A 25,814-nucleotide genomic window follows, 5' to 3' on the forward strand; every position below is an offset into this window, starting at 1 on the left:
GTGCCGGTTGGGGTTTCCGGATGAAAGAGCGAAGCAAATACCGTTCGGCGCGACGCAGTGCGCAAAGCACTGAACATCGCGCAACACCAGCGGGCGCACCTAGAAATAGTGCCGCGTAATGAACTCCGCAATGCACACGGGGCGCTCGCTACCCTGCCGTTCGAGCGTCACATTCCACGTGATCTGCACACCGCCCTCTTCGACATCCGTCACGCCCGCGAGCACGAAGCTCGCCCGCAACCGCGACCCGACAGGTACAGGTGCCGTAAAGCGCACGCGGTTGAGCCCGTAGTTGACGCCCATGCGCTGCTCGAAACGGAACGTATCGACGAGCAACGCAGGTATCAACGACAGCGTCAGAAAACCATGCGCAATCGGTCCGCCGAACGGCGACTCGCGCTTCGCGCGCTCGGGATCGACATGAATCCATTGATGATCGCCCGTTGCCACAGCAAAGCGATCGACGCTCGCCTGATCGACCTCGACCCACGCGCTCAAGCGCGGCGGCTGGCCGACGAGCCCACGTACGTCGGCGGTCGAAGCGAGCGTCAGGTCCGGCGTCATGCCGCCGACCCCGGATTGCGCAGCCCGAAGATCGCCTTCGAGCGCACGGTAATCACGAGTTCGCCGTTCTGATTGAACCCCTGCCATTCCGTCGACACGATGCCGCGATCCGGCTTGCTCGCCGACACGCGCTTGTCGAGCACGCTGTTCATCATGCGGATCGTGTCGCCGACGCGTACCGGCTTGAGCCAGCGCAAATCGTCGATGCCCGGCGATCCCATCGATGTCGAACCCGCCAGCACGTTGCGCACCAGCATGCCCATCATCACCGAGCAGGTATGCCAGCCGCTCGCGATCAGCGTGCCGTACGGCGATGCGGCAGCGCCCGCATCGCTGACGTGAAAGGGCTGCGGATCGAACTGCTCCGCGAACCGGACGATCTCGTCGCGCGTGAAGGTATGCGAGCCGACTTCATACGACTTGCCGACTTCCATGTCCTCGTAACTCAAACCCATCGTTCACCTCGTTTGCATGTGTTGGCGGCGGCGCTCATGCGTCGGCCGTTGCGAAGCCCGGCAGCGCGGCGAAGCGCGCCAGATGATGATCGACATCGCCGAGCGTGGTTTCGATGATAGCGAGACGCTTGAACAGATGCGCGGCCGCGACCTCGTTGGTCACGCCCATGCCGCCATGCAACTGCACTGCCTGCTGTCCGACGAAGCGCGCCGCCTGCCCCACCCGCACTTTTGCCGCCGATACCGCCCGGCGGCGCTCGTCGACATCGTCGCTGCCGTAACGCACGGCCGCCAGATACGTCGCCGAGCGCGCCTGCTCGGTGTGGATCAGCATCTCGACCATCCGGTGCTGCAGCGCCTGGAAGCGCGCAATCGGCACACCGAACTGCTGGCGGGTCTTCGTGTATTCGACGGTTGCGTGATTCAGCGCATCGAGCGCGCCGACCGCTTCCGCACACAGCAACACCACGCCGTAGTCCGCGATGTGCTCCAGCGCGGCGGCGCCCGCGTGCCTGCCGTCCAGCTTGCGCGCCGACGTTGCGTTGAATGCGAGCGTCGCGGCGCGCTGGCCGTCGATCGTCCGATAGTCGGTGATCTGCGCGTTCGCGGCATCGCGCGCGACGACGAACAGCGCAATCTCGCCGTCGAGCCGCGCGGGCACGATCCAGTGATCGGCCTGCGCGCCATGCTGCACGACCGACTTCGTGCCGCTCAACGCGTAGCCGTCGCCGTGGCGCGTCGCGGTCGTGTCGATCGAGAAAAGATCGTAACGTGCGCCCGGTTCATGGAACGCGACGGCCAGCCGGATCTCGCCTTGCGCCGCGCGTTCGAGCAACGCGGCATCGTCGCCGTCACCCGTGCCGGCCAGCTTCAGCGCCTCGATGCCGACAGCCGTCGACCAGTACGGCTCGACGACCATCGCTCGTCCGAGTTCCTGCATCACAACCAGCATGTCGATCGTGCCGCCGTCGAAGCCGCCTTGCGCTTCCGGCACGGGCAACGCGGTCAGGCCCAGTTCGGCAAACGCGGACCAATGCTCGTCCGATACGCCCGCTTCCGTTCGAACGATCGCCTGTCGCGCCTCGAAACCGTATTGCTTGTCGAGATAACGGCGCAGCGCGTCCGCGAATTGCTGCTGTTCGTCGGTGAAATTGAAGTCCATGCGCCGCTCCTCACAGTCCGAGAATCATCTGCGCGATGATGTTCTTTTGAATTTCGTTCGAGCCGCCGTAGATCGACGTCTTACGGTAGTTGAAGTAATACGCGGCGAGCGGCGCGGCATCGTCGTCGCCCGCGATGCTGTGCGCGCGCTCGCCTTCGAGGAACGGCACATCGAACGGCGCGGCGAGCGGTCCCACGGCTTCGAACATCAGTTCCGTCAGCGCCTGCTGCACTTCCGTGCCCTTGATCTTCAGCATCGACGCTTCTGGCCCCGGCCCGCGGCCGCCCGCTTCATTCGCTACCACCCGCTGCACCGTCACTTCGAGCGCCATCAGTTCGATTTCGAGGCTCGCGACCTTCGCCGCGAACAGCGGATCGAGCAGCAACGGCTTGCCGTTCTTCTTCTGATTCAGCGCAATGCGCTTGAGAAAGGCGAGTTCGCGCTTCGACTGCCCGACGCGCGCGATACCCGTACGCTCGTGGCCGAGCAGATACTTCGCGTAAGTCCAGCCGCGGTTCTCGTCGCCGACGAGGTTGTCGACGGGGACTTTCACGTCTTCGAAGAACACTTCGTTGACTTCGTGATCTTCGTCGAGCGTGATGATGGGACGCACGGTGATGCCCGGCGTCTTCATGTCGATCAGCAGGAAGGAAATGCCCTCCTGCTTTTTCGCGCCGCTGTCCGTGCGCACGAGGCAGAACATCATGTCGGCGTGCTGCCCTAGCGTCGTCCAGGTCTTCTGGCCGTTGACGACGTAGTGGTCGCCGACCCGCTCGGCGCGCGTGCGCAGCGATGCCAGATCGGAGCCCGAGCCCGGCTCAGAATAGCCTTGGCACCACCAGTCGGTGCCGTCGAGAATACGCGGCAAGTAGTGGCGCTTCTGCGCTTCGCTGCCGTACTTCATCAGCACGGGCGCGACCATCGATACGCCGAACGGCAGCACCGTCGGCGCGCCGAGCCGGGCGCACTCCTCGTCCCAGATATGACGCTGCGTTGCGTTCCAGTCCGGGCCGCCAAATTCCGCGGGCCATGCAGGCGCCGACCAGCCGCGCCGGCCGAGCAGCTTGTGCCAGTTCGAGAAGTCGTCGCGATTCAGGCGCTTATGATTGAGAACTTTGTCGCGCAGCTCGTCAGGCAGATTCGCTTCGAGCCAGGCGCGGATGTCGGCGCGGAATGCGTCGTCGGCGGGGGAATAGTTCAAGTCCATGCGCAGTGTCTCCTGGCCGCGGCCTTGCGCCGCCAGGAGCACTGCAAGCCACGATTATTGCAGCGGCTCTTTCAGTGCGGCGGGTACAGGCAGCGGCATCACATCGATGCCTTCTTCGACGAGGGCTCGCGCGTCCTCGGGCGTCGTGACGCCCCGGATGCTGCGAGCAGGCGCTTCGTTGTAGTGGATGCGCCGTGCTTCCTCGGCAAAGCGGTCGCCCACGTTCTCGGTCTTTTCCAGCACCTCGCGCAGCACGCGCATCACGTGCGCCTGCAGTTCGCCAACGTTCGCCGCCGCTTTCTCCTTCGATGCGTTCGACGCACTCGTCGCGCCCGACAGATTCAGACGCGGCGCCGACGGCAGACGGCTCACTTCCGTCGCACCGCAGATGGGACATGCGACCAGCTTGCGGGACAACTGCGATTCGAAGTCATCGGCGGAAGCGAACCAGCCTTCGAACCGATGATCGTGCGGGCACTGTAGATCGAGGACCTTCATGTGGAATCAGGGCTTGCGTACGAGTTTAGCGCAAAATTGAGATTTGTGAACGATCGTTCGCTAATGCTTTTGCTTTTTAGCGGTCCGGACGACCCGGCAGCGAACGGTAATCAGGCATTCTAGCGCGTTGGCGCAAGACACGCCGGCGCTCGAATAGCTGCGTGCGGCGAACGCCGGAAATGCAAAACGGCAGCGCAAGGCTGCCGTTTTGCATCGACGCGAGGCCAGTGAAGCTCAGCCCGCCTCGGGCGGATTCTCCGGCCACGCACCCGACAGCAGTTTCTCCAGCCAGAATGTGCCGATGATCGTCTTCACGTCGCTCACCTGCCCGGTACGCACCCATTCCGACACATCCGACAGCTTCGCGATGAACGTCTCCAGGAACTCGCCGTCGTCGAGCTTGCGCTCGCCCGCCGTCAGACCGCGCGCGACGTAGATGTCGATGAACTCCGTCGAGTATGAAATGATGGGATGAACGCGCGTCAGATAGACGTATTCGCGCGCCGTATAGCCCGTTTCTTCGAGCAGTTCGCGCTTTGCACAGGCCAGCGGATCTTCGTTCGGATCGAGCTTGCCCGCCGGATACTCGACCATCACCTTGCCCATCGCATACCGGTACTGGCTTTCCATCAGCACGCGGCCGTCGTCGAACAGCGGGATCACCATCACGGCACCGGGATGCTGCACGTATTCGCGCGTCGCCTGCTTGCCGTCGGGCAAGCGCACGGTGTCGCATTTGACCGTCATGAACGGCCCTTGATAGGCGACTTCGCTCTTGATGCAGGTTTCTTTCAGCGCGGTGTCGTGATCGGGGAGTTCTGCCATATGCGACCTCTTTGCGGCAAGAAGCGCGACGGCTGGAACCGTCAGCGCCGTTTGACGAGATATTGAAACGTGAAGCCCGGGAAGGCGAGCACGATGAACAGGCTGAAGGTGATGGCGTAGAACTGCCATCCCTGCTCGAAGCGGTTGCCGGCGCGGGCTTCGAGCATGAAGCCGAGCGCGCCGACGATGAAATACAGCACGATCAGTTCGCCGATCCTGACCCACGCGCTTTTTTTCGTGGCCTTCAGCGGCATGACACCGAACAGCCGCTGATTCAGGAACGGCAGGTTGGCGCCGACGAGCGCCAACAGCACGATGAACCACCCCGCCGCCGACATTACAGCGGCAGCGTATGCGTAATCGCGTTCAGGCAGAGCGACATCAACGGGCCCGGAACGATGCCGAGCACCAGCACGGCCACGCCGTTGAGCGCCAGCAGCGCGCGCTTGCAGGTGTCGCCCGCGATCGGCGTCGTGTCGACGGGATCGTCGAAGTAAACCAGCTTGACGATGCGCAGGTAGTAGAACGCGCCGAACAGCGACGTAATCACCGCGAGCACAGCGAGCCACGTGAGGCCAGCGTTCATCGTCGCTTCGAGCACGGCGAGCTTCGCGTAGAAGCCGACCGTCGGCGGGATGCCGGCGAGCGAGAACATCAGCACCATCATCACGAATGCGAACACCGGGCTGCGCTGGTTGAGACCCTTGAAGTCGTCCAGCGTTTCGGCTTCGAAATCGCGGCGCGCGAGCAGCATGACCACACCGAACGAGCCGAGCGTCGTCAGCAGATAGACGATGCTGTAGAACATCGCCGAACCGTACGCGCTCGCCGCTGCGCCCGTCTTGCCGTCCACGACGCCAGCCAGCATGCCGAGCAGCACGAAGCCCATGTTCGAGATCGCCGAGTACGCCAGCATCCGCTTGATGTTGCGCTGGACGATACCCGTGATGTTGCCGACGATCATCGACAGCGCGGCCAGAATGACGAGCATTTCCTGCCAGTCGACGGCGAGCGGCAGCAGGCCCATCACCAGGAAGCGCAGACCCCATGCAAACGCGGCAACCTTCGGACCGCCGCCGACCAGCATCGTCATCGCAGTCGGCGCGCCTTGATAGACATCGGGCACCCACATGTGGAACGGCACGGCGCCCATCTTGAACGCGATGCCCGCGACGATGAAGATCACGCCGAACAGCAGCACGACATCATTGATACGACCGGACGCCACGGCCTTCAGCACTTCGTTCAGTTCGAGCGAACCCGTCGCGCCGTAGAGCATCGAAATGCCGTACAGCAGGAAGCCCGAAGCCAGCGCGCCCAGCACGTAGTACTTCATTGCGGCTTCGTTCGACGGTGCATGTTCGCGGCGCAGCGCGATCACGGCGTACAGCGACAGCGACATCAATTCCAGACCGAGGTACAGGGTCAGGAAGTTGTTGCCGGAGATCATCACCAGCTGGCCGAGCAGCGAGAACATGCCGAGCAGGAAGAAGTTGCCCTCGTACAGGCCGCGATCTTCCAGATATTTGCGCGAGTAGACGATCGACACCGCGTAGCCCAGCGACACCACCGCCTTCATCACGTTGGCGAACGGGTCCACCACGTACATGCGCGAGAAGTAGTATTGCGGCCCGGTGCCCGAGAAGGCGTCGACGGCGAACCAGATGCCGGCCACGACCGTGGAAATCAGCGCGATGAAATACGTCGTGCGGCGGCTGTTCGGGCCAACGAACGTGTCGATAAGCCACGCGACGACGATAGCGGTCATCACTAGCGCGTCGGGTAACAAGGCGGTCATAGGTGCGTTTTGCATGATCTTTAAATTCCTCCGCTTCGCATCACTGCGACAGCGGCAGCTTCGACTGCGCAACGTGGGACAGAAGGTTCTCCACCGACACGTGCATTACTTCGGTAAAGGGCTTCGGATAGATGCCCATGTACAGCGTCAACGCGGCGAGCACGGCCAGCATGAAGAACTCGCGACGATTGATGTCGACGAGGTTCTTTACATGGTCGTTCACAACCGCGCCGAAGTACACGCGCTTGTACATCCACAACGTATAGGCCGCGCCGAGAATCAGCGTGACGGCCGCACCGAACGCAATCCAGAAGTTGTACTGGACAGCGGCCATAATCACCATGAACTCGCCGACGAAGCCGGAGGTGCCCGGCAGGCCGCAGTTCGCCATCGAGAACAGCATCACGAGCGCCGCGAACTTCGGCATCGTGTTGACGACGCCGCCGTAATCGGCGATCTGACGCGAGTGCATGCGGTCATACAGCACGCCGATGCAAAGGAACATCGCACCCGACACGAAGCCGTGCGAGATCATCTGCACGATCGCGCCTTCCGTGCCGAGCTGGTTGAAGATGAAGAAGCCGAGCGTGACGAAGCCCATGTGTGCGATCGATGAATACGCGACCAGCTTCTTCATGTCGGCCTGCACCATCGCAACGAGACCGATGTACACGACGGCGATCAGCGACAGCGTGATCACCACGGGCGCCAGCAAATGGCTCGCATCCGGCGCGATGGGCAGCGAGAAGCGCAGGAAACCGTATGCGCCGAGCTTCAGCATGATCGCGGCCAGCACGACCGAGCCGCCCGTCGGCGCTTCCACGTGCGCGTCAGGCAACCACGTGTGGACGGGCCACATCGGCACCTTGACGGCGAACGCGAGGAAGAACGCGATGAACAGCAGCACCTGCGGCGTCATCGACAGCTTCGCGGCGTGCCATGTTGCCAGATCGAACGTGCCCGTCTGCGTGTACAGATACAGCAGGCCGACCAGCATCAGCAGCGAGCCCATCAGCGTGTACAGGAAGAACTTGAACGCCGCATACACGCGGTTCGCCCCGCCCCACACGCCGATGATGATGTACATCGGAATCAGCGTCGCTTCGAAGAACACATAGAACAGCATGCCGTCGGCCGACGAAAACACGCCCACCATGATGCCCGACAGGATCAGGAACGCCGCGAGATACTGCGCGACGTTCTTCGTGATCACTTCCCATGCTGCGATCACGACGATCACCGTGATCAACGCCGTCAACACGACGAACCACATCGCAATACCGTCGATGCCCAGGTGGTACGTGATGTTGAAGCGCTCGATCCAGTTGGCCTTTTCTTCGAACTGCAATGCTGCCGTACTCGTGTCGAAGTCCGTCATCAACGGAATCGTCACGATGAAACTCAACACCGACCCGATCAGCGCAATCCATCGCGCCGGACCGGGATTGCGATCTGATCCGATGGCCAGAACCACCAGGCCGAAAATAATCGGCATCCAGATCGCGATACTCAGAATCGGAAACGTCGTGTGCATGAGAAATGTCTCCAGCCTGTTTTTTATTTGCCGCCGAGCGTTACAAACAGGGTCAGGAGCCCCAGCATGCCGATGATCATGGCGAATGCGTAGTGGTAGATGTAACCCGATTGCAGGAAACGGATCACGCTCGCAAACCAGCCAATAAAGCGTGCGCTACCGTTGACAATGCCGTCAATGACCACGACGTCGCCTTCTTTCCACAGCCCGCGGCCGATGGCCACGGCGCCGCGCGCGAACACGACTTCGTTGATCTTGTCCATGTAGTACTTGTTATCCAGCAGCGTGTAGATCGGGCCGAAACCACGCTTGATCACGGCGGGGAGATCCGGACGCTTCAGGTACAGGAACCAGGAGACCACCACACCAGCCAGCGCCAGCCACACCGGCAAGCCCGACGCAGCGTGCAGGCCCATCGACGCCCAGCCCTGGAATTCTTCGGCCATCTCGTGCAGCGCCGGATGGTTTTCGCCGATGAAGATCACCTTCTCGAACGCGACGCCGTGCTGGAAGAAATCGCCATACAGCATCGGGCCGATTGCGATTGCGCCGATCACGATAGACGGAATGGCGAGCAACACGAGCGGGAGCCAGACGACCCACGGCGTTTCGTGCGGCTCGTGAGCGTGATGGTCGTCGTGACCGTGGCCGTGATCGTCGTGATGACCATGGCCGTGTGCTGCTGCTTCCGCGCCCATCGGCGAATCAGGATGCTTCGGACCGCGGAAGCGCTCTTCGCCGTGGAACACCATGAAGTACATGCGGAACGAGTACAGCGCCGTGACGAACACGCTCGCGACAACCGCGAAGTACGCGAAGCCCGAACCCGGCAGATGCGACAGCTTCACCGCATCGATGATCGAATCTTTCGAGTAGAAGCCCGAGAAGAACGGCGTGCCGATCAGCGCCAGCGAGCCGATCAGCGACGTGATCCACGTAATGGGCATGTACTTGCGCAGGCCGCCCATGTTGCGCATGTCCTGGTCGTGGTGCATGCCGATGATCACCGAACCCGCGCCGAGGAACAGCAGCGCCTTGAAGAACGCGTGCGTCATCAGGTGGAACACGGCGACCGGGTATGCCGACACGCCGAGCGCGACCGTCATGTAGCCGAGCTGCGACAGCGTGGAGTACGCGACGACGCGCTTGATGTCGTTCTGCACGATGCCGAGGAAGCCCATGAACAGCGCCGTGATCGCGCCGATCACCGTGATGAACGACAGCGCCGCATCCGACAGTTCGAACAGCGGCGACATGCGCGTCACCATGAAGATACCGGCCGTCACCATGGTTGCCGCGTGAATCAGCGCGGAGATCGGCGTCGGGCCTTCCATCGAGTCGGGCAGCCACACGTGCAGCGGGAACTGCGCGGACTTACCCATCGCGCCGATGAACAGGCAGATACACGCGACCGTCAGCAGGCCCCAGTCGGTGCCCGGGAAGCTCAGCGAGGCCAGTTCATGGCTCTTCGCGAACACGTCGCCGTAGTTCATCGAGCCGCCGTATGCGAGGATCAGACCGATGCCGAGAATGAAGCCGAAGTCGCCCACGCGGTTGACGATGAACGCCTTCATGTTCGCGTAGATGGCACTTTCACGCTTGAAGTAGAAGCCGATCAGCAGGTACGACACGAGACCCACCGCTTCCCAGCCGAAGAACAGCTGCAGGAAGTTGTTGCTCATCACGAGCATCAGCATCGAGAACGTGAACAGCGAGATGTACGAGAAGAAGCGCTCGTAGCCCGTTTCCTCGTCGGCCATGTAGCCGATCGTGTAGACGTGCACCATCAGCGACACGAAGGTCACCACGCACATCATCATCGCCGTGAGCGTATCGACGAGGAAGCCGACTTCGAACTTCACCTTGCCGACCGTCATCCATTCGTACACGGTCGCGTTGAAGCTCGCGCCATGGAGCACATCGAGAAAGACGATGCACGAGAGCACGAACGAAATGGCGACGCCGAGAATCGTGACCGAGTGCGCACCGGCACGCCCCACCGTCTTGCCGAAGAGCCCCGCAATCAGCGAGCCGGCCAGCGGTGCAAGCGCTACCGCCAGCAACAGGTTTTCATTGAGTGTCGTTGACATAACAGCCTGTGCCTGAAGTTAACCTTTGAGCTGATCGAGATCCTCGACATTGATCGTGTCGAGGCTACGGAACAGGGTCACCAGAATTGCAAGACCGATCGCCGCTTCTGCTGCCGCAACCGTCAGCACGAAGAAAACGAAGATCTGGCCATGCACATCGCCGAGATAATGCGAGAACGCGACGAAGTTCGTGTTGACCGCCAGCAGCATCAGTTCAATTGCCATCAGGATGATGATGACGTTGCGACGGTTCAGGAAAATGCCAACGATGCTGATCGCGAACAGGATCGCGCCGAGCACGAGGTAATGAGCAAGGGACAACATGTTTTTCTCCTCCTGAGCTCAGCTGTTCTTGCCGGCGCCAGCGTCGCCGGCAACGGTTTCGGGTTCAGCCGGATGTTCCTTCTCGGCGGCCATCTTGACCACGCGCACGCGGTCCTGGGCCCGCACCTTCACCTGATCCGACACGCGCTGGCGCTTGCTGTCCTTGCCGTGACGCGTGGTCAGCGCAATCGCCGCGATGATCGCGACCAGCAGCACGAGTCCGGCCACTTCGAACGCGAAGATGTAGTCGGTATAAATGATCTTGCCGATCAGGCGCGTGTTCGACCAGTCGGCAGCGCCTGCGACGGCGGCCGTCGTATCGCGCACGGGTTGAACCGTCGCGCCGTAGCCGTGCCAGAGAATCAGCGCCGTTTCGATCACGATGATCGCGCCCACCACGGTCGCCATCGGCACGAAGCGTTTGAAGTCGCGCCGCAGCACGTCGAGATTGATGTCCAGCATCATCACGACGAACAGGAACAGCACCATCACCGCGCCGACATACACCAGCACCAGCAGGATCGCGAGGAATTCCGCCTGCAGCAGCATCCAGATCGCGGCCGCGTTGAAGAACGCGAGCACGAGGAACAACGCGGACGCCACCGGGTTGCGCGAAGTGATCACCTTCAGCCCTGACACCGTCAGGAGTAGCGCGAAGATGTAGAACAGTACGGTCGTGAAGTCCATGATTACCGATTCATCGTTAGGCCATCGTCAGGCTTGGTGCTTTGGCGCGCGTCGTCTTCTGCTTGTGATGCGTGACGCGGCGCCAGAGCGGTCTGGCAGCGTCGCGCGGTCTTGTGCCTGCCGGACCGCGCGCCGTCGAACTGCTGTTTCAACCTATCAACGATAGGGTGCGTCGGCTGCCTTGTTCGCAGCGATTTCCGCTTCGTAGCGGTCGCCGACCGCCAGCAACATGTCCTTCGTGAAGTACAGGTCGCCGCGCTTTTCGCCGTGATACTCGAGGATGTGCGTTTCGACGATCGAATCGACCGGGCAGCTCTCTTCGCAGAAACCGCAGAAGATGCACTTGGTCAGGTCGATGTCGTAGCGCGTCGTGCGGCGCGTGTTGTCCGCGCGCGTTTCCGATTCGATCGTGATCGCGAGCGCCGGACACACTGCTTCGCACAGCTTGCAGGCAATGCAGCGCTCTTCGCCGTTTTCGTAGCGGCGCAGCGCGTGCAGGCCACGGAAACGCGGCGAAATCGGGGTCTTCTCTTCCGGGAACTGCACGGTGATCTTGCGCTGGAACGTGTAGCGTCCCGTCAGCGCGAGGCCCTTGAGCAGCTCGGTCAGAAAGAAGGTCTTGAAGAAGTTTTGGATTGCGGTCATGGTTCGTCCGCCCTTTAATTCCAGATATTCAACGGCGACATGATCCAGAGGCCGACCACGATCACCCAGATCACGGTCACCGGCAGGAACACCTTCCAACCCAGACGCATGATCTGGTCATAGCGGTAGCGCGGGAACGTCGCGCGCACCCAGATGAATACCGACAGCAGGAAGAAGACTTTCAGGACCAGCCAGAAAATGCCCGGGATGAACGACAGAAACTCGAACGGTGCGCTCCATCCGCCCAGGAACAGAATCGACGCCAGTGCCGAGATCACGATCATGTTGATGTACTCGGCGAGGAAGAACAGCGCGAACGCCATACCCGAGTAATCGATCATGTGACCCGCGACGATTTCCGATTCGCCTTCCACCACGTCGAACGGGTGACGGTTGGTTTCAGCGATGCCCGACACGAAGTAGACGACGAAGGCCGGCAGCAGCGGCAACCAGTTCCACGACAGGAACGTCACGCCGTGGCTGGCGAAGATGCCGCGCATCTGCGAGCCGACGATATCGGACAGGTTCATCGTGCCCGCCGTCATCATCACGACGACGAGTGCGAAGCCCATCGACACTTCGTACGACACCATCTGTGCCGCCGCGCGCATCGCGCCGAGGAACGCGTATTTCGAGTTCGACGCCCAGCCCGCCAGAATCACGCCGTACACACCGACCGACGAGATCGAGATCGCGTACAGCAGGCCCGCGTTGATGTCGCCGAGCACGGCGCCCGCCTGGAACGGGATCACCGCCCACACCGCGAATGCCGGGACCACCACCATCACGGGAGCGATCAGGTAGACCCAGCGGCTCGCCTGCGAAGGCTGAATGACTTCTTTCAGCAGCAGCTTGAGCACGTCGGCGATAGGCTGCAGCAAACCGGCGGGACCCACGCGGTTCGGTCCGAGACGCACGTGCATCCAGCCGATCAGCTTACGTTCCCACAGGATCAGGTAAGCCACGCACAGCAGGATCGCGACGGCCACCACCACGATGCGCACCAGCGCCCACACCGTGGGCCATGCCACGCCGAGAATCTCGGTGCCGCCCGCGTTGATCGATTCGAACAAGGTCATTTACGCCTTCTCCACCACCAGTTCACCGAACAGGCTGCCCAGCGCTGCACCGGCAGGCGTAGCCGCCGACACGCGGACGACCGTCTCCGCAAGATTCGCATCACGCACGGCAGGAATCTGCACCGAGCGATCGCCCTGACGAACGCGCACGGCGTCGCCTTCCTTCAAACCCAGCTTGTCGAACAGCGCGGCGGGCAACCCCACCGAATTGGCGGCGCGCGCGGCGGCCGTCAGATGCAGCGACTCCGCACGGCGCACCAGCTGGTCCGCGTGGTAGATCGGTACGTCGGCGATGCGCTCGAACGTGCCTTCCGCCGCCTTCGCGCCGTTGCTGCGTGCAACGCTTGCCGACGTCTTGTTCGACAGGCGCGGCGTGAGGTCGCCGTCGCCCAGTGCCGCGGCGCGCACCTGCTCCGCCGTATCGTAGTCGAAGCCCGACGCGCCGAGCAGGTTGCCCAGCACGCGCAGCACCTTCCATGCGGGACGCGCGTCGCCGAGCGGACGCACGACGCCGTTGAACATCTGCACCGTGCCTTCTGCGTTGACGAAGGTGCCGGCCGTTTCCGTGTACGGCGCGATAGGCAGCAGAACGTCTGCGTATTCGGCGCCCGTCTGGAACGGCGACATCACCACGACCATTTCCGCCTGGTTCAGCGCGGCAAGCGCCTGCGCCGGGTTGGCCGTGTCGAATTCCGGTTCGAGGTTCAGCAGCACGTAACCCTTGCGCGGCTGTTCGAAGACTTCGCGGGCATTCAGACCGCCCTCGCCCGGCAATGCGCCGACGAGATGCGCGCCGACCGTGTTCGCCGCTTCCGTCAGGAAGCCGAGCGTCGCGCCCGTCGATTCGGCGATCCATTGAGCCGCTGCATGGATGCGCGCGAACTCTGGATGCTGGACGGCACCGTTACCGAGCAGCACGACGCGCGTTTCGCCAGCGCCGAGTTCCTTGGCCGTCTGCTTTGCTGCATCCGATGCCGTCACGCCGGCGAATGCTTCCGGCAGTGCAACGCCCTTCGCTTCCGACACGGCAGCAGCGATGCCTGCGAGTTCATTGAGCCACGCCGACGGCGCAGCAGCGATACGCGCGGCCTGCGGGATCAGCGCGTCGTCGCGCGTCGCCTGCAGCAGCGTGATCTTTGCGCCGCCCTTCGCGGCCTGGCGCAGACGCGCGGCAAACAGCGGATGGTCGCGGCGCAGCGACGAGCCGATCACGATCGCGCTGTCGAGCAGCGACAGGTTGGCGATCGACGTGCCGAGCCACGGCGTGCCGTTCGCAGCGGCCGTGAAATCCGTCTGACGCAGACGGAAATCGACGTTCGGCGTACCGACGGCTTGCGCAAGCTGTTTGAGCAGGAACAGCTCTTCGACCGTGCTGTGCGCGCTGCCGAGTGCGGCAATCGCGTTCGCGCCGTGGTCGGCCGAGATGCCCTTCAGACCCTTGACGACGTATTCAAGCGCCGTCTGCCAGTCCGTCTCGATCCACTGGCCGTTTTGCTTGAGCATCGGGCGCGTCAGACGTTCCGGGCTGTTCAGGCCTTCGTACGAGAAACGGTCCTTGTCCGAAATCCAGCATTCGTTGATGGCTTCGTTTTCGAACGGCAGAACGCGCATCACGCGGTTGTTCTTGACCTGCACCACGAGGTTCGCGCCGACGGAATCGTGCGGGCTCACCGACTTGCGGCGCGACAGTTCCCACGTGCGGGCGCTGTAGCGGAAAGGCTTGCTGGTCAGCGCGCCGACCGGGCACAGATCGATCATGTTGCCCGACAGTTCGGAGTCGACCGTCTTGCCGACGAACGACGTGATTTCCGAGTGCTCGCCGCGGCCCAGCATGCCGAGCTCCATCACCCCGGCGACTTCTTCACCGAAGCGCACGCAGCGCGTGCAGTGAATGCAGCGCGACATTTCTTCCATCGAGATCAGCGGGCCGACGTTCTTGTGGAACACGACGCGCTTCTCTTCGCTATAACGCGACGACGACTTGCCGTAACCGACGGCCAGATCCTGCAGCTGGCATTCGCCGCCCTGGTCGCAGATCGGGCAATCGAGCGGGTGATTGATCAGCAGGAATTCCATCACGGATTGCTGACCCTTCACCGCCTTTTCCGACTTCGTGCGCACGATCATGCCCGCCGACACCGGCGTTGCGCATGCAGGCACGGCCTTCGGCATCTTCTCGACATCGACGAGACACATCCGGCAGTTGGCCGCAATCGACAGTTTCTTGTGATAGCAGAAGTGAGGAATGTAGGTGTCGACCTTATGCGCAGCCTGAATGATCATGCTGCCTTCGGCCACCTCTACTTTCTTGCCGTCTATTTCAAGTTCAACCATGATGGTCAATCTTCCTTAACCTGTTACCGCTCAATCGTTCGCCCGCTCGCCGCTGCGTTTTGCGCTAGCGGCGGCTCCCGCGTTTGATTCCCGCTTTACGCGGCGACCGTTTCCGAGGCCGCCGCCGCGCCGGCATGACCGCCGACCACGCAACGCTTGTTGGCGACGTGATACTCGAATTCGTCCCAGTAGTGCTTGAGCATGCCCCGCACCGGCATCGCAGCCGCATCGCCGAGCGCGCAGATCGTGCGACCCATGATGTTCTCGGCGACCGAGTTCAACAGATCCAGATCTTCCTTGCGGCCCAGACCGTGCTCGATGCGATGCACGACGCGATACAGCCAGCCCGTGCCTTCGCGGCACGGCGTGCACTGACCGCACGACTCCTCGTAATAGAAGTACGACAGGCGCAGCAGCGAGCGCACCATGCAGCGCGTCTCGTCCATCACGATGACGGCGCCCGAACCCAGCATCGACCCTTGCTTGGCGATCGAGTCGTAGTCCATGTCGGTTTGCATCATCAGCTCGCCCGGAATCACGGGTGCCGACGAACCGCCGGGAATCACGGCCTTGATCTTCTTGCCGCCGCGCATGCCGCCCGCGAGATCCAGCAGCGTCGCGAACGGCGTGCCAAGCGGGACTTCGTAGTTGCCCGGACGCTCGACGTCGCCCGACACCGAGAAGATCTTCGTGCCGCCGTTGTTCGGCTTGCCCATCTCGAGGTAGTTCTGCGGGCCGACGGCCAGCAGGAACGGCACGGCCGCGAAGGTTTCCGTGTTGTTGATCGTGGTCGGCTTGCCGTACACGCCGAAGCTCGCCGGGAAAGGCGGCTTGAAGCGCGGCTGGCCCTTCTTGCCTTCCAGCGATTCGAGCAGCGCGGTTTCTTCGCCACAGATGTACGCGCCGTAACCGTGATGCGCGTGCAGCTCGAACGAGAAGCCCGAGCCCATGATGTTGTCGCCGAGGAAGCCCGCTGCGCGCGCTTCTTCGAGGGCTGCTTCGAAGCGTCGATAGACTTCGAAGATTTCACCGTGAATGTAGTTGTAGCCGACCGAGATGTTCATCGCGTACGCGCCGATGATCATGCCTTCGATCAGCGAGTGCGGGTTCCAGCGCAGGATGTCGCGATCCTTGAACGTGCCCGGCTCGCCTTCGTCCGAATTGCAGACGAGGTACTTTTGCCCCGGGAACTGGCGCGGCATGAAGCTCCACTTCAGGCCGGTCGGGAAGCCCGCACCGCCGCGGCCACGCAGACCCGAAGCCTTGACGTCGGCGATCACCTGCTCGGGCGGAATCTTCTCTTCGAGGATACGGCGCAGCTGCTTGTAGCCGCCGCGCTCGACGTAGTCCTGAAGATGCCAGTTGTCGCCGTTCAGACCGGCGAGAATCAGCGGCTTGATGTGACGATCGTGTAAAGACGTCATTTCGAAAGTTCCTCGAGGAGCTGGTCGATCTTCTCGCGGCTCATGAAGCTGCACATACGATGGTTGTTCACGAGCAGCACGGGCGCATCACCGCACGAACCCATGCATTCGCCCTCTTTGAGGGTGAATTTGCCGTCCGCGGTGGTTTCGCCGAAGTCGATGCCGAGCTTCTGCTTCAGATATTCGGCGGCGCTGTCCGAACCGCCGTCGGGGCCGAGCTGGCACGGCAGGTTCGTGCAGAGCGTGATCTTGTATTTGCCGACGGGCGACGTCTCATACATCGTGTAGAAGGTCGCAACCTCCTGCACGGCGACGGCCGGCATGCCGAGATAGTCCGCGACGAACTGCATGAGTTCGGGCGACAGCCAGCCAAGCTCTTCCTGACCGACCGCCAACGCCGACATCACGGCAGACTGTTTCTGATCGGCGGGATACTTTGCGATCGCGCGATCGATTTCTTTCAGGCCTTCAGCTGAGATCATTTTCAGACACGACTCTTTCAATTCCTACCGAACGAAAACCTGTCGCGCACTGCGTGTTGCGACAGACCCGGCGTTCCTTTGCTTGACGCGCGCTCCGCTTCTCATGCTTATCGGCCACGTGAGCGCGTGCCTTGATGAAAATCGCTTACGACATCCGCTTAGCGATCCACTTCACCGAACACGATGTCCTGTGTGCCGATGATCGTCACGGCGTCCGCGATCATGTGGCCGCGCGCCATTTCGTCGAGCGCGGACAAATGGGCATAACCCGGCGCACGAATCTTGAGGCGGTACGGCTTGTTCGCGCCGTCCGACACGAGATAGATGCCGAACTCACCCTTCGGATGCTCGACGGCCGCATATGCTTCGCCTTCCGGCACGTGGAAGCCTTCCGTGAAGAGCTTGAAATGGTGAATCAGCTCTTCCATGTTCGACTTCATGCCCACGCGCGACGGCGGTGCGATCTTGTGATTGTCGGTCATCACAGGACCGGGATTCTTGCGCAGCCATTCAATGCACTGTTTCGCAATGCGCGTGGATTGACGCATTTCTTCGACGCGCACCAGATAGCGGTCATAGCAGTCGCCATTCACGCCGACGGGAATGTCGAAATCCATCTGGTCGTACACTTCGTACGGCTGTTTCTTGCGCAGATCCCACTCAATGCCCGAGCCGCGCAGCATCGCGCCCGTCATGCCCAGTTGCAGCGCGCGCTCCGGGCTCACGACGCCGATGCCGACCAGACGCTGCTTCCAGATACGGTTGTCGGTGAGCAGCGTTTCGTACTCGTCGACACACTTCGGGAAGCGGTTGAAGAAGTCCTCGATGAAGTCGAGCAGCGAGCCCTGACGGGTCTCGTTCATCTTCGACAAGGCCTTCGCATTGCGGATCTTCGATGCCTTGTATTGCGGCATCGCGTCCGGCAGATCGCGGTACACGCCGCCCGGACGATAGTAAGCCGCGTGCATCCGTGCGCCGGACACCGCTTCATACACGTCCATCAGGTCTTCGCGCTCGCGGAAGGCGTACAGGAACACAGCCATCGCGCCGACGTCGAGCGCGTGCGCGCCGATCCACATCAGGTGGTTCAGCACGCGCGTGACTTCGTCGAACAGCACGCGGATGTATTTCGCACGGATGGGCACATCGATGCCGAGCAGCTTTTCGATGGCCAACACGTAGCCGTGCTCGTTGACCATCATCGACACGTAGTCGAGACGATCCATGTACGGCACGGACTGAATGAAAGTCTTGTTTTCCGCGAGCTTTTCCGTCGCGCGATGCAGGAGGCCGATGTGCGGATCGGCGCGCTGGATCACTTCGCCGTCGAGTTCGAGCACGAGGCGCAGCACGCCGTGCGCTGCCGGGTGCTGCGGACCGAAGTTGAGCGTGTAGTTCTTGATCTCTGCCATGGCGTTCTCTTAGTGTTTCAGGCCGCCATAGCGATCCTCGCGGATCACGCGCGGCGTGATTTCCCGAGGCTCGATCGTCACCGGCTGATAGACGACGCGCTTCTCTTCCGGGTCGTAACGCATCTCGACATAACCGGAAACAGGGAAATCCTTGCGGAACGGGTGACCGATGAACCCGTAATCGGTCAGGATGCGGCGCAGGTCCGGGTGACCTTCGAAGACGATGCCGTACAGGTCGAACGCTTCGCGCTCGTACCAGTTGGCCGAACTCCAGATGTCGACGACCGACGCGACGAGCGGCACTTCGTCGTCCGGCGCGAACACGCGCACGCGCACGCGCCAGTTGTTCGAGACGGACAGCAGATGCAGGACGGCGGCAAAACGCGGACCTTCGTAAGCGCCTTCACCGTAGGTTTGATAGTCGATACCGCAGAGGTCGATCAACTGCTCGAAACGCAGCGTCGCGTCGTCGCGCAGACGCTTTGCCACTTCGAGGTAATCGTCCGCCTTCACGACGATGGTCAACTCACCGGTCGATTCGGTGATGCTCGTCAGGCGGCCGCCAAAGGCCGCCTCGAGGTTCGCTTTGAGGGTCTCGAGTTTGCTTGCCATATTGTGGGGAGGCTTGGGCTTTTATTGACGGGCGATGGTGCTGGTCCGGCGGATCTTCGCCTGCAACTGGATCACGCCGTACACCAGCGCTTCAGCTGTGGGCGGACAGCCCGGCACATACACATCGACGGGCACGATACGGTCACAGCCACGCACCACCGAATACGAGTAGTGATAATAGCCGCCGCCGTTCGCGCACGAACCCATCGAGATCACCCAACGCGGCTCGGCCATCTGGTCATAGACCTTGCGCAGCGCAGGCGCCATCTTGTTGCACAGCGTGCCGGCGACGATCATCACGTCCGACTGACGCGGACTCGGACGAAACACCACGCCGAAACGGTCAAGGTCATAACGGGCAGCGCCCGCATGCATCATCTCGACCGCACAACACGCGAGACCGAACGTCATCGGCCAGAGCGAGCCGGTACGCGTCCAGTTGATCAGCTTGTCAGCCGTGGTGGTGACAAACCCTTCCTTCAAGACCCCTTCGATACTCATTTGTTTTCCACTCCAGACAGGCGGCGAGCCATCGCCACCTACACACACCGGCGATTAACCCGTCATTCCCAGTCGAGGCCGCCTTTCTTCCAGATATAGGCGAAGCCCAGCAGGAATTCGAGCAGAAAAATCATCATCGAGATGAAGCCCGGCCAGCCGATATCGCGCAGGGCCACGCCCCACGGAAACAGGAATGCCGTTTCAAGGTCGAAGATGATGAAGAGAATGGCGACCAGGTAGTAGCGCACATCGAACTTCATGCGCGCATCTTCGAATGCTTCGAAGCCGCACTCGTACGGTGCGTTCTTTTCGGTGTCCGGTCGATTCGGACCGAGGATCTTGCCAATACTGACCAGTGCTACGCCTAAACCGGTGCCCACGAGGAGAAACAACAAGACGGGGAAATAGGCTGCGAGGTTCAAAGTATCCTCAATCGGTTGGTTCTGAGTGACGTCAGGAGACGTTGACTACGCGGAACAACCCCTGACGCGAAACACTTCGGGATGCTTGATGTTGAAAGCCCACAGCAAACACCACCTCAGAAGTGAAAATGCCAGCCGAAGCTGAAGCAAGCGGCTGGCATTAGATAACATTGGTGCCGACGGCGAGACTCGAACTCGCACAGCTTTCGCCACTACCCCCTCAAGATAGCGTGTCTACCAATTTCACCACGTCGGCACTGTCTGCAATCCGGGAAAACAAACTTGTAAAACCCGCGAATCGCTTCAAGACTTGAATTGTAACCCGGCCTAACAGTTTGTTCAACGCACAAACGTGTTTTTCCCGAAAATTTATTTCGGCACGTCCTGGCCTGGCGCAGAAGCTGCAGACGCAGCAATTGCAGCCGATGCATTAGCCGGTGCCGAAGCACCAGGCGCAACCGAGGCAGCCACAGGCGCCGCTGCCGGCATGCTGCCCAGTACGCCCGCGGAAGGCTTCGAGTGATAAGCGCCGAGGTAGGTCAATGTCAACGTGGTGACGAAGAATACAGCTGCCAGTATCGCAGTGGTACGTGACAGAAAATTAGCAGAACCTGTCGCGCCGAAGAGACTGCCCGACGCGCCACTACCAAAAGCCGCGCCCATGTCGGCACCCTTGCCGTGTTGCAGGAGCACGAGGCCGATGACGCCAAGCGCCGACAGCAACTGCACGACAATGATCAACGTTTTCAAATACAGCATCACACTCACCTGAGTCTTTATTTAACCGCACAGCACGACATGCTGCACGCAATGGGTCATCCTCGCCCAGGCACTCTGCCTTGATGCTCAGCGCGCGGCCGTTGCCGCGACAGCTGCCGTGCAGATTGCCAGGAAATCCTTGTCCTTCAACGACGCACCACCAATCAGGCCGCCATCGATATCCGGCTGGCTGAACAGATCTTCCGCGTTCTCCGGCTTCACGCTGCCGCCATACAGCAGCGGCACGTCGGCGGCCTCGCCGCCCTTGGCAACGAGACGCGCGCGCAGGAACGCGTGAACGTCCTGTGCCTGCTGCGCCGTCGCGCTCTTGCCAGTGCCGATTGCCCACACAGGCTCATACGCGACCACGAGGCGAGCCGCCTCTTCCACCGACAGATTCACGAGCACCGCATCCAGTTGCTCACCGACGATCTGCTCGGTCCTGCCACCCTCGCGCTCTTCAAGCGTTTCGCCGACGCACACGATCGGCGTCAAGCCTGCCTCGAGCGCACGCTGCGTCTTCACGCCGACGACCTCAGGGCTTTCGCGATGATACGCACGACGCTCCGAATGCCCGACGATCGCGTACGACGCGCCAAACTCTGCGGCCATTTCGGCCGCGACCTCGCCGGTAAATGCGCCTTGCGTGTGCGCGGAGATATCCTGCACGCCCCACGCGACGCGACCGCTTTCGAGCAGCGTTTGCGCCTGCGCCAGATAGGGACACGGCACGCACACGCCGACTCGCACATCGTCCGGAAGATCTGCGGCGCCGCGCGATACCGCCTGCAGCAGCACACGGTTATCGGCCAGCCGGCCGTGCATCTTCCAGTTACCGACTACCAGTTTTGCTCGTTGATTCGCCATCGTCTCGCTCGTTTTATCGTGGTACGGGTGATGAACGCGTCCGCTTCGTCGGCGCTCGGTACCCGCTCCGCATGCAAAAACCATGCAGAACGCGCAAAACACGCGATTTTACTGTGTGCTGACAGACTGGGTCAAACTCAATTAAACGACCGCTGTCAAGCACCCGCACCCCAATTCAACACGATCTTGCCGACGTGCGTGCTGCTCTCCATCAGCTCATGCGCCTGCGCGGCTTCGCTGGCGGGGAACACCTTGAAGATCACTGGCTTGATCGTGCCGTCTTCCAGGTGCGGCCATACACGCTCTTTCAGTTGCGCCGCGATCTTCGCCTTGAATTCGACGGGCCGCGGACGCAGCGTCGACCCCGTGACGGTAAGCCGGCGACGCAGAATGTCGTTCAGATTCACTTCCGCCTTCGCGCCGCCCAGCAGCGCGATGATGGCGAGACGGCCGCCGTCGGCGAGCGCCTTCAGTTCCCGCGGCACGTAGCTGCCCGCGACCATGTCGAGGATCACGTCAACCCCGCGGTCGTTCGTGAGCGACTTGATCACCTCGACGAAATCTTCCGTCTTGTAGTTGATCGCCCGCTCAGCGCCGATTTCCTCGCACGCGCGGCACTTCTCGTCGGTGCCGGCCGTCGCGAACACGCGAAAGCCGAGCGCATGAGCAATCTGGATCGCCGTCACGCCGATGCCGCTCGATCCGCCCTGCACCAGAAACGTCTCGTTCTCGCCGCCCTCGCCTCTGCCGAGCATCGCACGGTCAAAAACATTGCTCCAGACGGTGAAAAATGTCTCGGGCAACGCCGCCGCTTCGATATCCGAAAAGCCCTTCGGCACGGGCAGACATTGCAGCAGCGGCACCGTGGCGTATTCCGCATAGCCGCCGCCCGCCATCAGCGCGCACACACGGTCGCCGATCTTCAGACCGAACGGATTGCGCTTCTCGTCGATGTTTCCGCCGACGATTTCGCCCGCCACTTCCAGCCCCGGCAGGTCCGATGCGCCCGGCGGCGGTGCATAGCCGCCCTTGCGCTGGAACACGTCCGGGCGGTTCACGCCCGACGCCGACACCTTGATCAGCACTTCACCCGCTTTTGGTTCAGGCATCGGCCGCTCGGCGAGCTTCAAGACTTCCGGCGCACCGAATTCGGTGATTTCGATTGCGTTCATCGTCGTCTCTCCCAGGTCTGGATTGCGCTGCAAACCGGCCGTGCAAACCCGTTCGCACTGCAATCCACCCTACATGAAAAACGGCCGGCGCGCAGTTGCGCTACCGGCCGCTCCACCTTCACCGCATTATTGCTGCGGCGTCGGCTCCGTTTGTGCTGCTTCGTTCAGGAGCGCCTTCGCCGACAGACGCACACGACCCTTCTCGTCCGTCTGGATGACCTTGACCTTCACTTGCTGGCCTTCCTTCAGATAGTCGTTGATGTCCTTGATACGCTCGTTAGCGATTTCGGAGATGTGCAGCAGACCATCCTTGCCCGGCAGCAAATTGACGATCGCGCCGAAGTCCAGCAGCTTGAGAATCGTGCCTTCGTAGACCTGGCCGACTTCGACTTCCGCCGTGATGTTCTCGATGCGCTTCTTCGCTTCGGCCATGCCTTCGCTGCTCGTGCTCGCGATCGTGACAACGCCGTCGTCGGAGATGTCGATCGTCGTGCCCGTTTCTTCCGTCAGCGCGCGGATCACCGAACCGCCCTTGCCGATCACGTCGCGGATCTTTTCCGGATTGATCTTGATGGTGATCATGCGCGGTGCGTACGCCGACAGTTCCGTGTTCACGCCCGACACCGCCGAGGTCATCTTGCCGAGGATATGCAAGCGGCCTTCCTTCGCCTGCGCGAGGGCGACCTGCATGATTTCCTTCGTGATGCCCTGGATCTTGATGTCCATCTGCAGTGCCGTCACGCCAGCTTCCGTGCCCGCCACCTTGAAGTCCATGTCGCCGAGGTGGTCTTCGTCGCCGAGGATGTCGGTCAGCACCGCGAACTTGTTGCCTTCGAGGATCAGGCCCATTGCGATGCCGGCGACGTGCGCCTTCATCGGCACGCCGGCGTCCATCAGTGCGAGGCAGCCGCCGCACACCGAAGCCATCGACGACGAACCGTTCGATTCCGTGATTTCCGACACGACACGGATCGAGTAGCCGAACTCTTCGGCGCTCGGCAGGCACGCGACCAGCGCGCGCTTCGCGAGACGGCCGTGGCCGATTTCACGGCGCTTCGGCGAGCCGACGCGGCCCGTTTCGCCCGTTGCGAACGGGGGCATGTTGTAGTGGAGCATGAAGCGCTCGCGGTACTCGCCTTCGAGCGCGTCGATGATCTGCTCATCGCCCTTCGTGCCGAGCGTCGCGACGACCAGCGCCTGCGTTTCGCCACGCGTGAACAGCGCCGAACCGTGGGTGCGCGGCAGGACGCCCGTGCGGATTTCGATCGGGCGAACCGTGCGCGTGTCGCGGCCGTCGATACGCGGCTCGCCGTTCAGGATCTGCGAACGGACGATCTTGGCTTCGATGTCGAACAGCACGTTGCCGACGGATGCCTTGTCGGCTGCCACCGTGCCCGCCGCCGCTGCTTCTTCCTCGAGCTTGGCTTGCGTGGCTGCGTAGATTGCCTTCAGCTTGGCCGAGCGAGCCTGCTTGTCGCGCGTCTGATATGCCGACAGCAGTTCGTTGCCCGCGATTTCGTTGACGCGCGCGATCAGCGCTTCGTTCTTCGGCGCCGCTTGCCAGTCCCACTCGGGCTTGCCGCCTTCACGGACCAGTTCGTGGATCGCGTCGATAGCCGTTTGCATCTGCTCGTGACCGAACACGACAGCGCCCAGCATCACGTCTTCCGGCAGTTGATCCGCTTCGGATTCGACCATCAGCACCGCGCGCTCCGTACCGGCGACGACGAGGTCCAGACGCGATTCCTTGACTTGCGAGCGGGTCGGATTCAGCACGTACTCGTTGTTGATGTACGCGACGCGCGCAGCACCGACGGGCCCGTTGAACGGCAGGCCCGAGACCGCGAGCGCCGCCGATGCGCCGATCAGCGCCGGGATGTCGGCGGGGACTTCCGGGTTGATCGACATCACGTGGATGACGACCTGCACTTCGTTGTAGAAGCCTTCCGGGAACAGCGGACGCAGCGGACGGTCGATCAGACGCGAAATCAGCGTTTCGCCTTCCGACGGGCGGCCTTCGCGGCGGAAGAAGCCGCCGGGAATCTTGCCTGCGGAATAGGTTTTTTCGATGTAATCGACGGTCAGCGGGAAAAAGTCCTGGCCCGGCTTTGCCGTCTTCGCGCCGACCACAGTAGCCAGCACGACGGTGTCTTCGACGTCGACCAGCACCGCGCCGCTCGCCTGGCGGGCGATTTCACCCGTTTCCATGCGGACCGTATGCTGGCCCCACTTGAACTCTTTGACGACCTTGTTAAACAGAGACATTTGTCCTCCTTGATCTTTTGGTCATGCCGCGCAAAACCGCGCGCGGCACCGTCAGGACCGAACCTTTCGGGTAGAGGAGTGTTATGCCATTCCAGAGAATCACGTGGCTGCAACTGTTTGCACGCGAACCGCTGGAATGACACAGCGCCCTACCCTGAAGCCCGGCTTTATTTCGTTTTACCCGCGGCGCAACCGGCACGCCTCACGGGCGGTATCAACGGCAAACCTCACACGAAGCGCACCGTTGAAAAACAAAATGCCTGTATCAGCGGAACTGACACAGGCATCTTGCTGACAGAAAGTCCGATGCGCCGGATTACTTACGCAGACCCAGCTTCTCGATCAGAGCGCGGTAACGATCAGCGTCCTTGCCCTTCAGGTAGTCGAGCAGCTTGCGACGACGGCTCACCATGCGCAGCAGACCGCGGCGGCTGTGGTGGTCCTTCGTGTGGGCCTTGAAGTGGACCGTCAGTTCGTTGATGCGCGTGGTCAGCAGAGCGACCTGAACTTCGGGCGAGCCGGTGTCGTTAGCAGCGCGTGCGAATTGCGCGACGACGTCGGATTTCTTGGTGGTTTCAGCTACGGACATGTTGATTTCCTTTGAATCGACAGGCGGTCACGGAAGAAAGGCCGTGCCGTGGGTTACAACAAAACGAGTCGCGTATTGTAGCACAGCGTGTTCATCGGGCGAACCCC

At 61.8% G+C, this 25,814-nt stretch carries 26 protein-coding genes and 1 tRNA gene; all 27 read right to left on the minus strand.

Going from position 1 to position 25,814, the window contains the following annotated elements; all coding sequences use genetic code 11:
* Positions 1-99: 99 nt before the first annotated feature.
* Positions 100-564, minus strand: a complete 465-nt coding sequence (locus tag C2L66_RS10535) for a MaoC family dehydratase (RefSeq protein WP_060600199.1) — start codon at positions 562-564, stop codon at positions 100-102.
* Entirely contained in the window at positions 561-1,019 is a 459-nt protein-coding gene (locus tag C2L66_RS10540; RefSeq protein WP_054930081.1) for a MaoC family dehydratase, read from the minus strand. Before C2L66_RS10540 ends, C2L66_RS10535 begins: the two co-directional genes overlap by 4 nt.
* Positions 1,020-1,053: 34 nt before the next feature.
* On the minus strand, positions 1,054-2,181 hold the full coding sequence (locus C2L66_RS10545; protein WP_060600198.1) for an acyl-CoA dehydrogenase family protein: 1,128 nt from the start codon (positions 2,179-2,181) through the stop codon (positions 1,054-1,056).
* 10 nt (positions 2,182-2,191) lie between these two features.
* The gene (locus tag C2L66_RS10550) at positions 2,192-3,388 is read right to left on the minus strand and encodes an acyl-CoA dehydrogenase family protein (protein ID WP_060602565.1); all 1,197 of its coding nucleotides are present in this window, start codon (positions 3,386-3,388) and stop codon (positions 2,192-2,194) included.
* A gap of 54 nt (positions 3,389-3,442) precedes the next feature.
* Positions 3,443-3,886 carry a DUF1178 family protein gene (locus tag C2L66_RS10555; RefSeq protein ID WP_054930079.1) on the minus strand — a complete coding sequence of 148 codons (444 nt, stop codon included), beginning with the start codon at positions 3,884-3,886 and terminating at the stop codon, positions 3,443-3,445.
* A gap of 234 nt (positions 3,887-4,120) precedes the next feature.
* Complete coding sequence (locus C2L66_RS10560; protein WP_054930078.1) at positions 4,121-4,711, minus strand: NUDIX domain-containing protein; 591 nt, start codon at positions 4,709-4,711, stop codon at positions 4,121-4,123.
* Positions 4,712-4,752: 41 nt separating this feature from the next.
* A complete protein-coding gene (locus C2L66_RS10565; RefSeq protein ID WP_060600196.1) occupies positions 4,753-5,049 on the minus strand; it encodes a DUF2818 family protein in 297 nt (98 codons plus the stop codon).
* On the minus strand, positions 5,049-6,524 hold the full coding sequence (nuoN, locus tag C2L66_RS10570) for an NADH-quinone oxidoreductase subunit NuoN (RefSeq protein WP_054930076.1): 1,476 nt from the start codon (positions 6,522-6,524) through the stop codon (positions 5,049-5,051). Before nuoN ends, C2L66_RS10565 begins: the two co-directional genes overlap by 1 nt.
* A 25-nt stretch (positions 6,525-6,549) precedes the next feature.
* Entirely contained in the window at positions 6,550-8,043 is a 1,494-nt protein-coding gene (locus C2L66_RS10575; RefSeq protein ID WP_060600195.1) for an NADH-quinone oxidoreductase subunit M, read from the minus strand.
* A 23-nt stretch (positions 8,044-8,066) separates the two neighbouring features.
* Positions 8,067-10,133, minus strand: coding sequence for an NADH-quinone oxidoreductase subunit L (gene nuoL, locus C2L66_RS10580; RefSeq protein ID WP_060600193.1), 2,067 nt, complete (start codon positions 10,131-10,133; stop codon positions 8,067-8,069).
* A gap of 18 nt (positions 10,134-10,151) precedes the next feature.
* On the minus strand, positions 10,152-10,457 hold the full coding sequence (nuoK, locus tag C2L66_RS10585; protein WP_007588140.1) for an NADH-quinone oxidoreductase subunit NuoK: 306 nt from the start codon (positions 10,455-10,457) through the stop codon (positions 10,152-10,154).
* A gap of 18 nt (positions 10,458-10,475) precedes the next feature.
* Entirely contained in the window at positions 10,476-11,144 is a 669-nt protein-coding gene (locus tag C2L66_RS10590) for an NADH-quinone oxidoreductase subunit J (RefSeq protein ID WP_054930074.1), read from the minus strand.
* A gap of 156 nt (positions 11,145-11,300) precedes the next feature.
* Positions 11,301-11,789, minus strand: coding sequence for an NADH-quinone oxidoreductase subunit NuoI (gene nuoI, locus C2L66_RS10595; protein ID WP_012401389.1), 489 nt, complete (start codon positions 11,787-11,789; stop codon positions 11,301-11,303).
* Between the two features lie 14 nt (positions 11,790-11,803).
* Positions 11,804-12,868: an NADH-quinone oxidoreductase subunit NuoH gene (gene nuoH, locus C2L66_RS10600; protein WP_054930073.1), complete on the minus strand. Its 1,065-nt coding sequence runs from the start codon at positions 12,866-12,868 to the stop codon at positions 11,804-11,806.
* On the minus strand, positions 12,869-15,202 hold the full coding sequence (nuoG, locus tag C2L66_RS10605) for an NADH-quinone oxidoreductase subunit NuoG (protein ID WP_060600192.1): 2,334 nt from the start codon (positions 15,200-15,202) through the stop codon (positions 12,869-12,871). It abuts the gene before it with no gap.
* A gap of 95 nt (positions 15,203-15,297) precedes the next feature.
* Positions 15,298-16,626, minus strand: a complete 1,329-nt coding sequence (nuoF, locus tag C2L66_RS10610; protein ID WP_054930071.1) for an NADH-quinone oxidoreductase subunit NuoF — start codon at positions 16,624-16,626, stop codon at positions 15,298-15,300.
* Entirely contained in the window at positions 16,623-17,108 is a 486-nt protein-coding gene (gene nuoE, locus C2L66_RS10615; protein ID WP_036003823.1) for an NADH-quinone oxidoreductase subunit NuoE, read from the minus strand. Before nuoE ends, nuoF begins: the two co-directional genes overlap by 4 nt.
* A 158-nt stretch (positions 17,109-17,266) precedes the next feature.
* Positions 17,267-18,520, minus strand: a complete 1,254-nt coding sequence (locus tag C2L66_RS10620; RefSeq protein WP_054930070.1) for an NADH-quinone oxidoreductase subunit D — start codon at positions 18,518-18,520, stop codon at positions 17,267-17,269.
* A 9-nt stretch (positions 18,521-18,529) separates the two neighbouring features.
* The gene (locus tag C2L66_RS10625; protein WP_036003817.1) at positions 18,530-19,132 is read right to left on the minus strand and encodes an NADH-quinone oxidoreductase subunit C; all 603 of its coding nucleotides are present in this window, start codon (positions 19,130-19,132) and stop codon (positions 18,530-18,532) included.
* Between the two features lie 21 nt (positions 19,133-19,153).
* Positions 19,154-19,633: a NuoB/complex I 20 kDa subunit family protein gene (locus C2L66_RS10630; RefSeq protein WP_027819582.1), complete on the minus strand. Its 480-nt coding sequence runs from the start codon at positions 19,631-19,633 to the stop codon at positions 19,154-19,156.
* A gap of 62 nt (positions 19,634-19,695) precedes the next feature.
* The gene (locus tag C2L66_RS10635; protein WP_007588164.1) at positions 19,696-20,055 is read right to left on the minus strand and encodes an NADH-quinone oxidoreductase subunit A; all 360 of its coding nucleotides are present in this window, start codon (positions 20,053-20,055) and stop codon (positions 19,696-19,698) included.
* Positions 20,056-20,226: 171 nt separating this feature from the next.
* A tRNA-Leu gene (locus tag C2L66_RS10640) sits at positions 20,227-20,311 on the minus strand.
* 113 nt (positions 20,312-20,424) lie between these two features.
* A complete protein-coding gene (gene secG / locus C2L66_RS10645; protein WP_036003813.1) occupies positions 20,425-20,814 on the minus strand; it encodes a preprotein translocase subunit SecG in 390 nt (129 codons plus the stop codon).
* An 87-nt stretch (positions 20,815-20,901) separates the two neighbouring features.
* Positions 20,902-21,681: a triose-phosphate isomerase gene (gene tpiA, locus C2L66_RS10650; protein ID WP_060600190.1), complete on the minus strand. Its 780-nt coding sequence runs from the start codon at positions 21,679-21,681 to the stop codon at positions 20,902-20,904.
* A gap of 155 nt (positions 21,682-21,836) precedes the next feature.
* On the minus strand, positions 21,837-22,853 hold the full coding sequence (locus C2L66_RS10655) for an NAD(P)H-quinone oxidoreductase (RefSeq protein ID WP_036003809.1): 1,017 nt from the start codon (positions 22,851-22,853) through the stop codon (positions 21,837-21,839).
* A gap of 126 nt (positions 22,854-22,979) precedes the next feature.
* On the minus strand, positions 22,980-25,118 hold the full coding sequence (gene pnp / locus C2L66_RS10660) for a polyribonucleotide nucleotidyltransferase (RefSeq protein ID WP_054930067.1): 2,139 nt from the start codon (positions 25,116-25,118) through the stop codon (positions 22,980-22,982).
* 316 nt (positions 25,119-25,434) lie between these two features.
* The gene (gene rpsO, locus C2L66_RS10665; protein ID WP_036003805.1) at positions 25,435-25,707 is read right to left on the minus strand and encodes a 30S ribosomal protein S15; all 273 of its coding nucleotides are present in this window, start codon (positions 25,705-25,707) and stop codon (positions 25,435-25,437) included.
* Positions 25,708-25,814 lie beyond the last annotated feature (107 nt).

The sequence above is a fragment of the Paraburkholderia caribensis genome, from assembly GCF_002902945.1.
GTDB lineage: Bacteria > Pseudomonadota > Gammaproteobacteria > Burkholderiales > Burkholderiaceae > Paraburkholderia > Paraburkholderia caribensis.

Coding starts and splice junctions, on each gene's coding strand:
- nuoK (WP_007588140.1), bottom strand. CDS start 10,457: ATGTTGTCCCTTGCTCATTACCTCGTGCTCGGCGCGATCCTGTTCGCG.
- rpsO (WP_036003805.1), bottom strand. CDS start 25,707: ATGTCCGTAGCTGAAACCACCAAGAAATCCGACGTCGTCGCGCAATTC.
- C2L66_RS10565 (WP_060600196.1), bottom strand. CDS start 5,049: ATGTCGGCGGCGGGGTGGTTCATCGTGCTGTTGGCGCTCGTCGGCGCC.
- nuoF (WP_054930071.1), bottom strand. CDS start 16,626: ATGACGTCTTTACACGATCGTCACATCAAGCCGCTGATTCTCGCCGGT.
- C2L66_RS10625 (WP_036003817.1), bottom strand. CDS start 19,132: ATGGCAAGCAAACTCGAGACCCTCAAAGCGAACCTCGAGGCGGCCTTT.
- C2L66_RS10545 (WP_060600198.1), bottom strand. CDS start 2,181: ATGGACTTCAATTTCACCGACGAACAGCAGCAATTCGCGGACGCGCTG.
- tpiA (WP_060600190.1), bottom strand. CDS start 21,681: ATGGCGAATCAACGAGCAAAACTGGTAGTCGGTAACTGGAAGATGCAC.
- C2L66_RS10575 (WP_060600195.1), bottom strand. CDS start 8,043: ATGCACACGACGTTTCCGATTCTGAGTATCGCGATCTGGATGCCGATT.
- C2L66_RS10535 (WP_060600199.1), bottom strand. CDS start 564: ATGACGCCGGACCTGACGCTCGCTTCGACCGCCGACGTACGTGGGCTC.
- nuoL (WP_060600193.1), bottom strand. CDS start 10,133: ATGTCAACGACACTCAATGAAAACCTGTTGCTGGCGGTAGCGCTTGCA.
- nuoE (WP_036003823.1), bottom strand. CDS start 17,108: ATGATCTCAGCTGAAGGCCTGAAAGAAATCGATCGCGCGATCGCAAAG.
- nuoG (WP_060600192.1), bottom strand. CDS start 15,202: ATGGTTGAACTTGAAATAGACGGCAAGAAAGTAGAGGTGGCCGAAGGC.
- nuoH (WP_054930073.1), bottom strand. CDS start 12,868: ATGACCTTGTTCGAATCGATCAACGCGGGCGGCACCGAGATTCTCGGC.
- nuoI (WP_012401389.1), bottom strand. CDS start 11,789: ATGACCGCAATCCAAAACTTCTTCAAGACCTTCTTTCTGACCGAGCTG.
- C2L66_RS10655 (WP_036003809.1), bottom strand. CDS start 22,853: ATGAACGCAATCGAAATCACCGAATTCGGTGCGCCGGAAGTCTTGAAG.
- nuoN (WP_054930076.1), bottom strand. CDS start 6,524: ATGCAAAACGCACCTATGACCGCCTTGTTACCCGACGCGCTAGTGATG.
- secG (WP_036003813.1), bottom strand. CDS start 20,814: ATGCTGTATTTGAAAACGTTGATCATTGTCGTGCAGTTGCTGTCGGCG.
- C2L66_RS10620 (WP_054930070.1), bottom strand. CDS start 18,520: ATGGCAGAGATCAAGAACTACACGCTCAACTTCGGTCCGCAGCACCCG.
- C2L66_RS10560 (WP_054930078.1), bottom strand. CDS start 4,711: ATGGCAGAACTCCCCGATCACGACACCGCGCTGAAAGAAACCTGCATC.
- pnp (WP_054930067.1), bottom strand. CDS start 25,118: ATGTCTCTGTTTAACAAGGTCGTCAAAGAGTTCAAGTGGGGCCAGCAT.
- C2L66_RS10540 (WP_054930081.1), bottom strand. CDS start 1,019: ATGGGTTTGAGTTACGAGGACATGGAAGTCGGCAAGTCGTATGAAGTC.
- C2L66_RS10590 (WP_054930074.1), bottom strand. CDS start 11,144: ATGGACTTCACGACCGTACTGTTCTACATCTTCGCGCTACTCCTGACG.
- C2L66_RS10550 (WP_060602565.1), bottom strand. CDS start 3,388: ATGGACTTGAACTATTCCCCCGCCGACGACGCATTCCGCGCCGACATC.
- C2L66_RS10630 (WP_027819582.1), bottom strand. CDS start 19,633: ATGAGTATCGAAGGGGTCTTGAAGGAAGGGTTTGTCACCACCACGGCT.
- C2L66_RS10555 (WP_054930079.1), bottom strand. CDS start 3,886: ATGAAGGTCCTCGATCTACAGTGCCCGCACGATCATCGGTTCGAAGGC.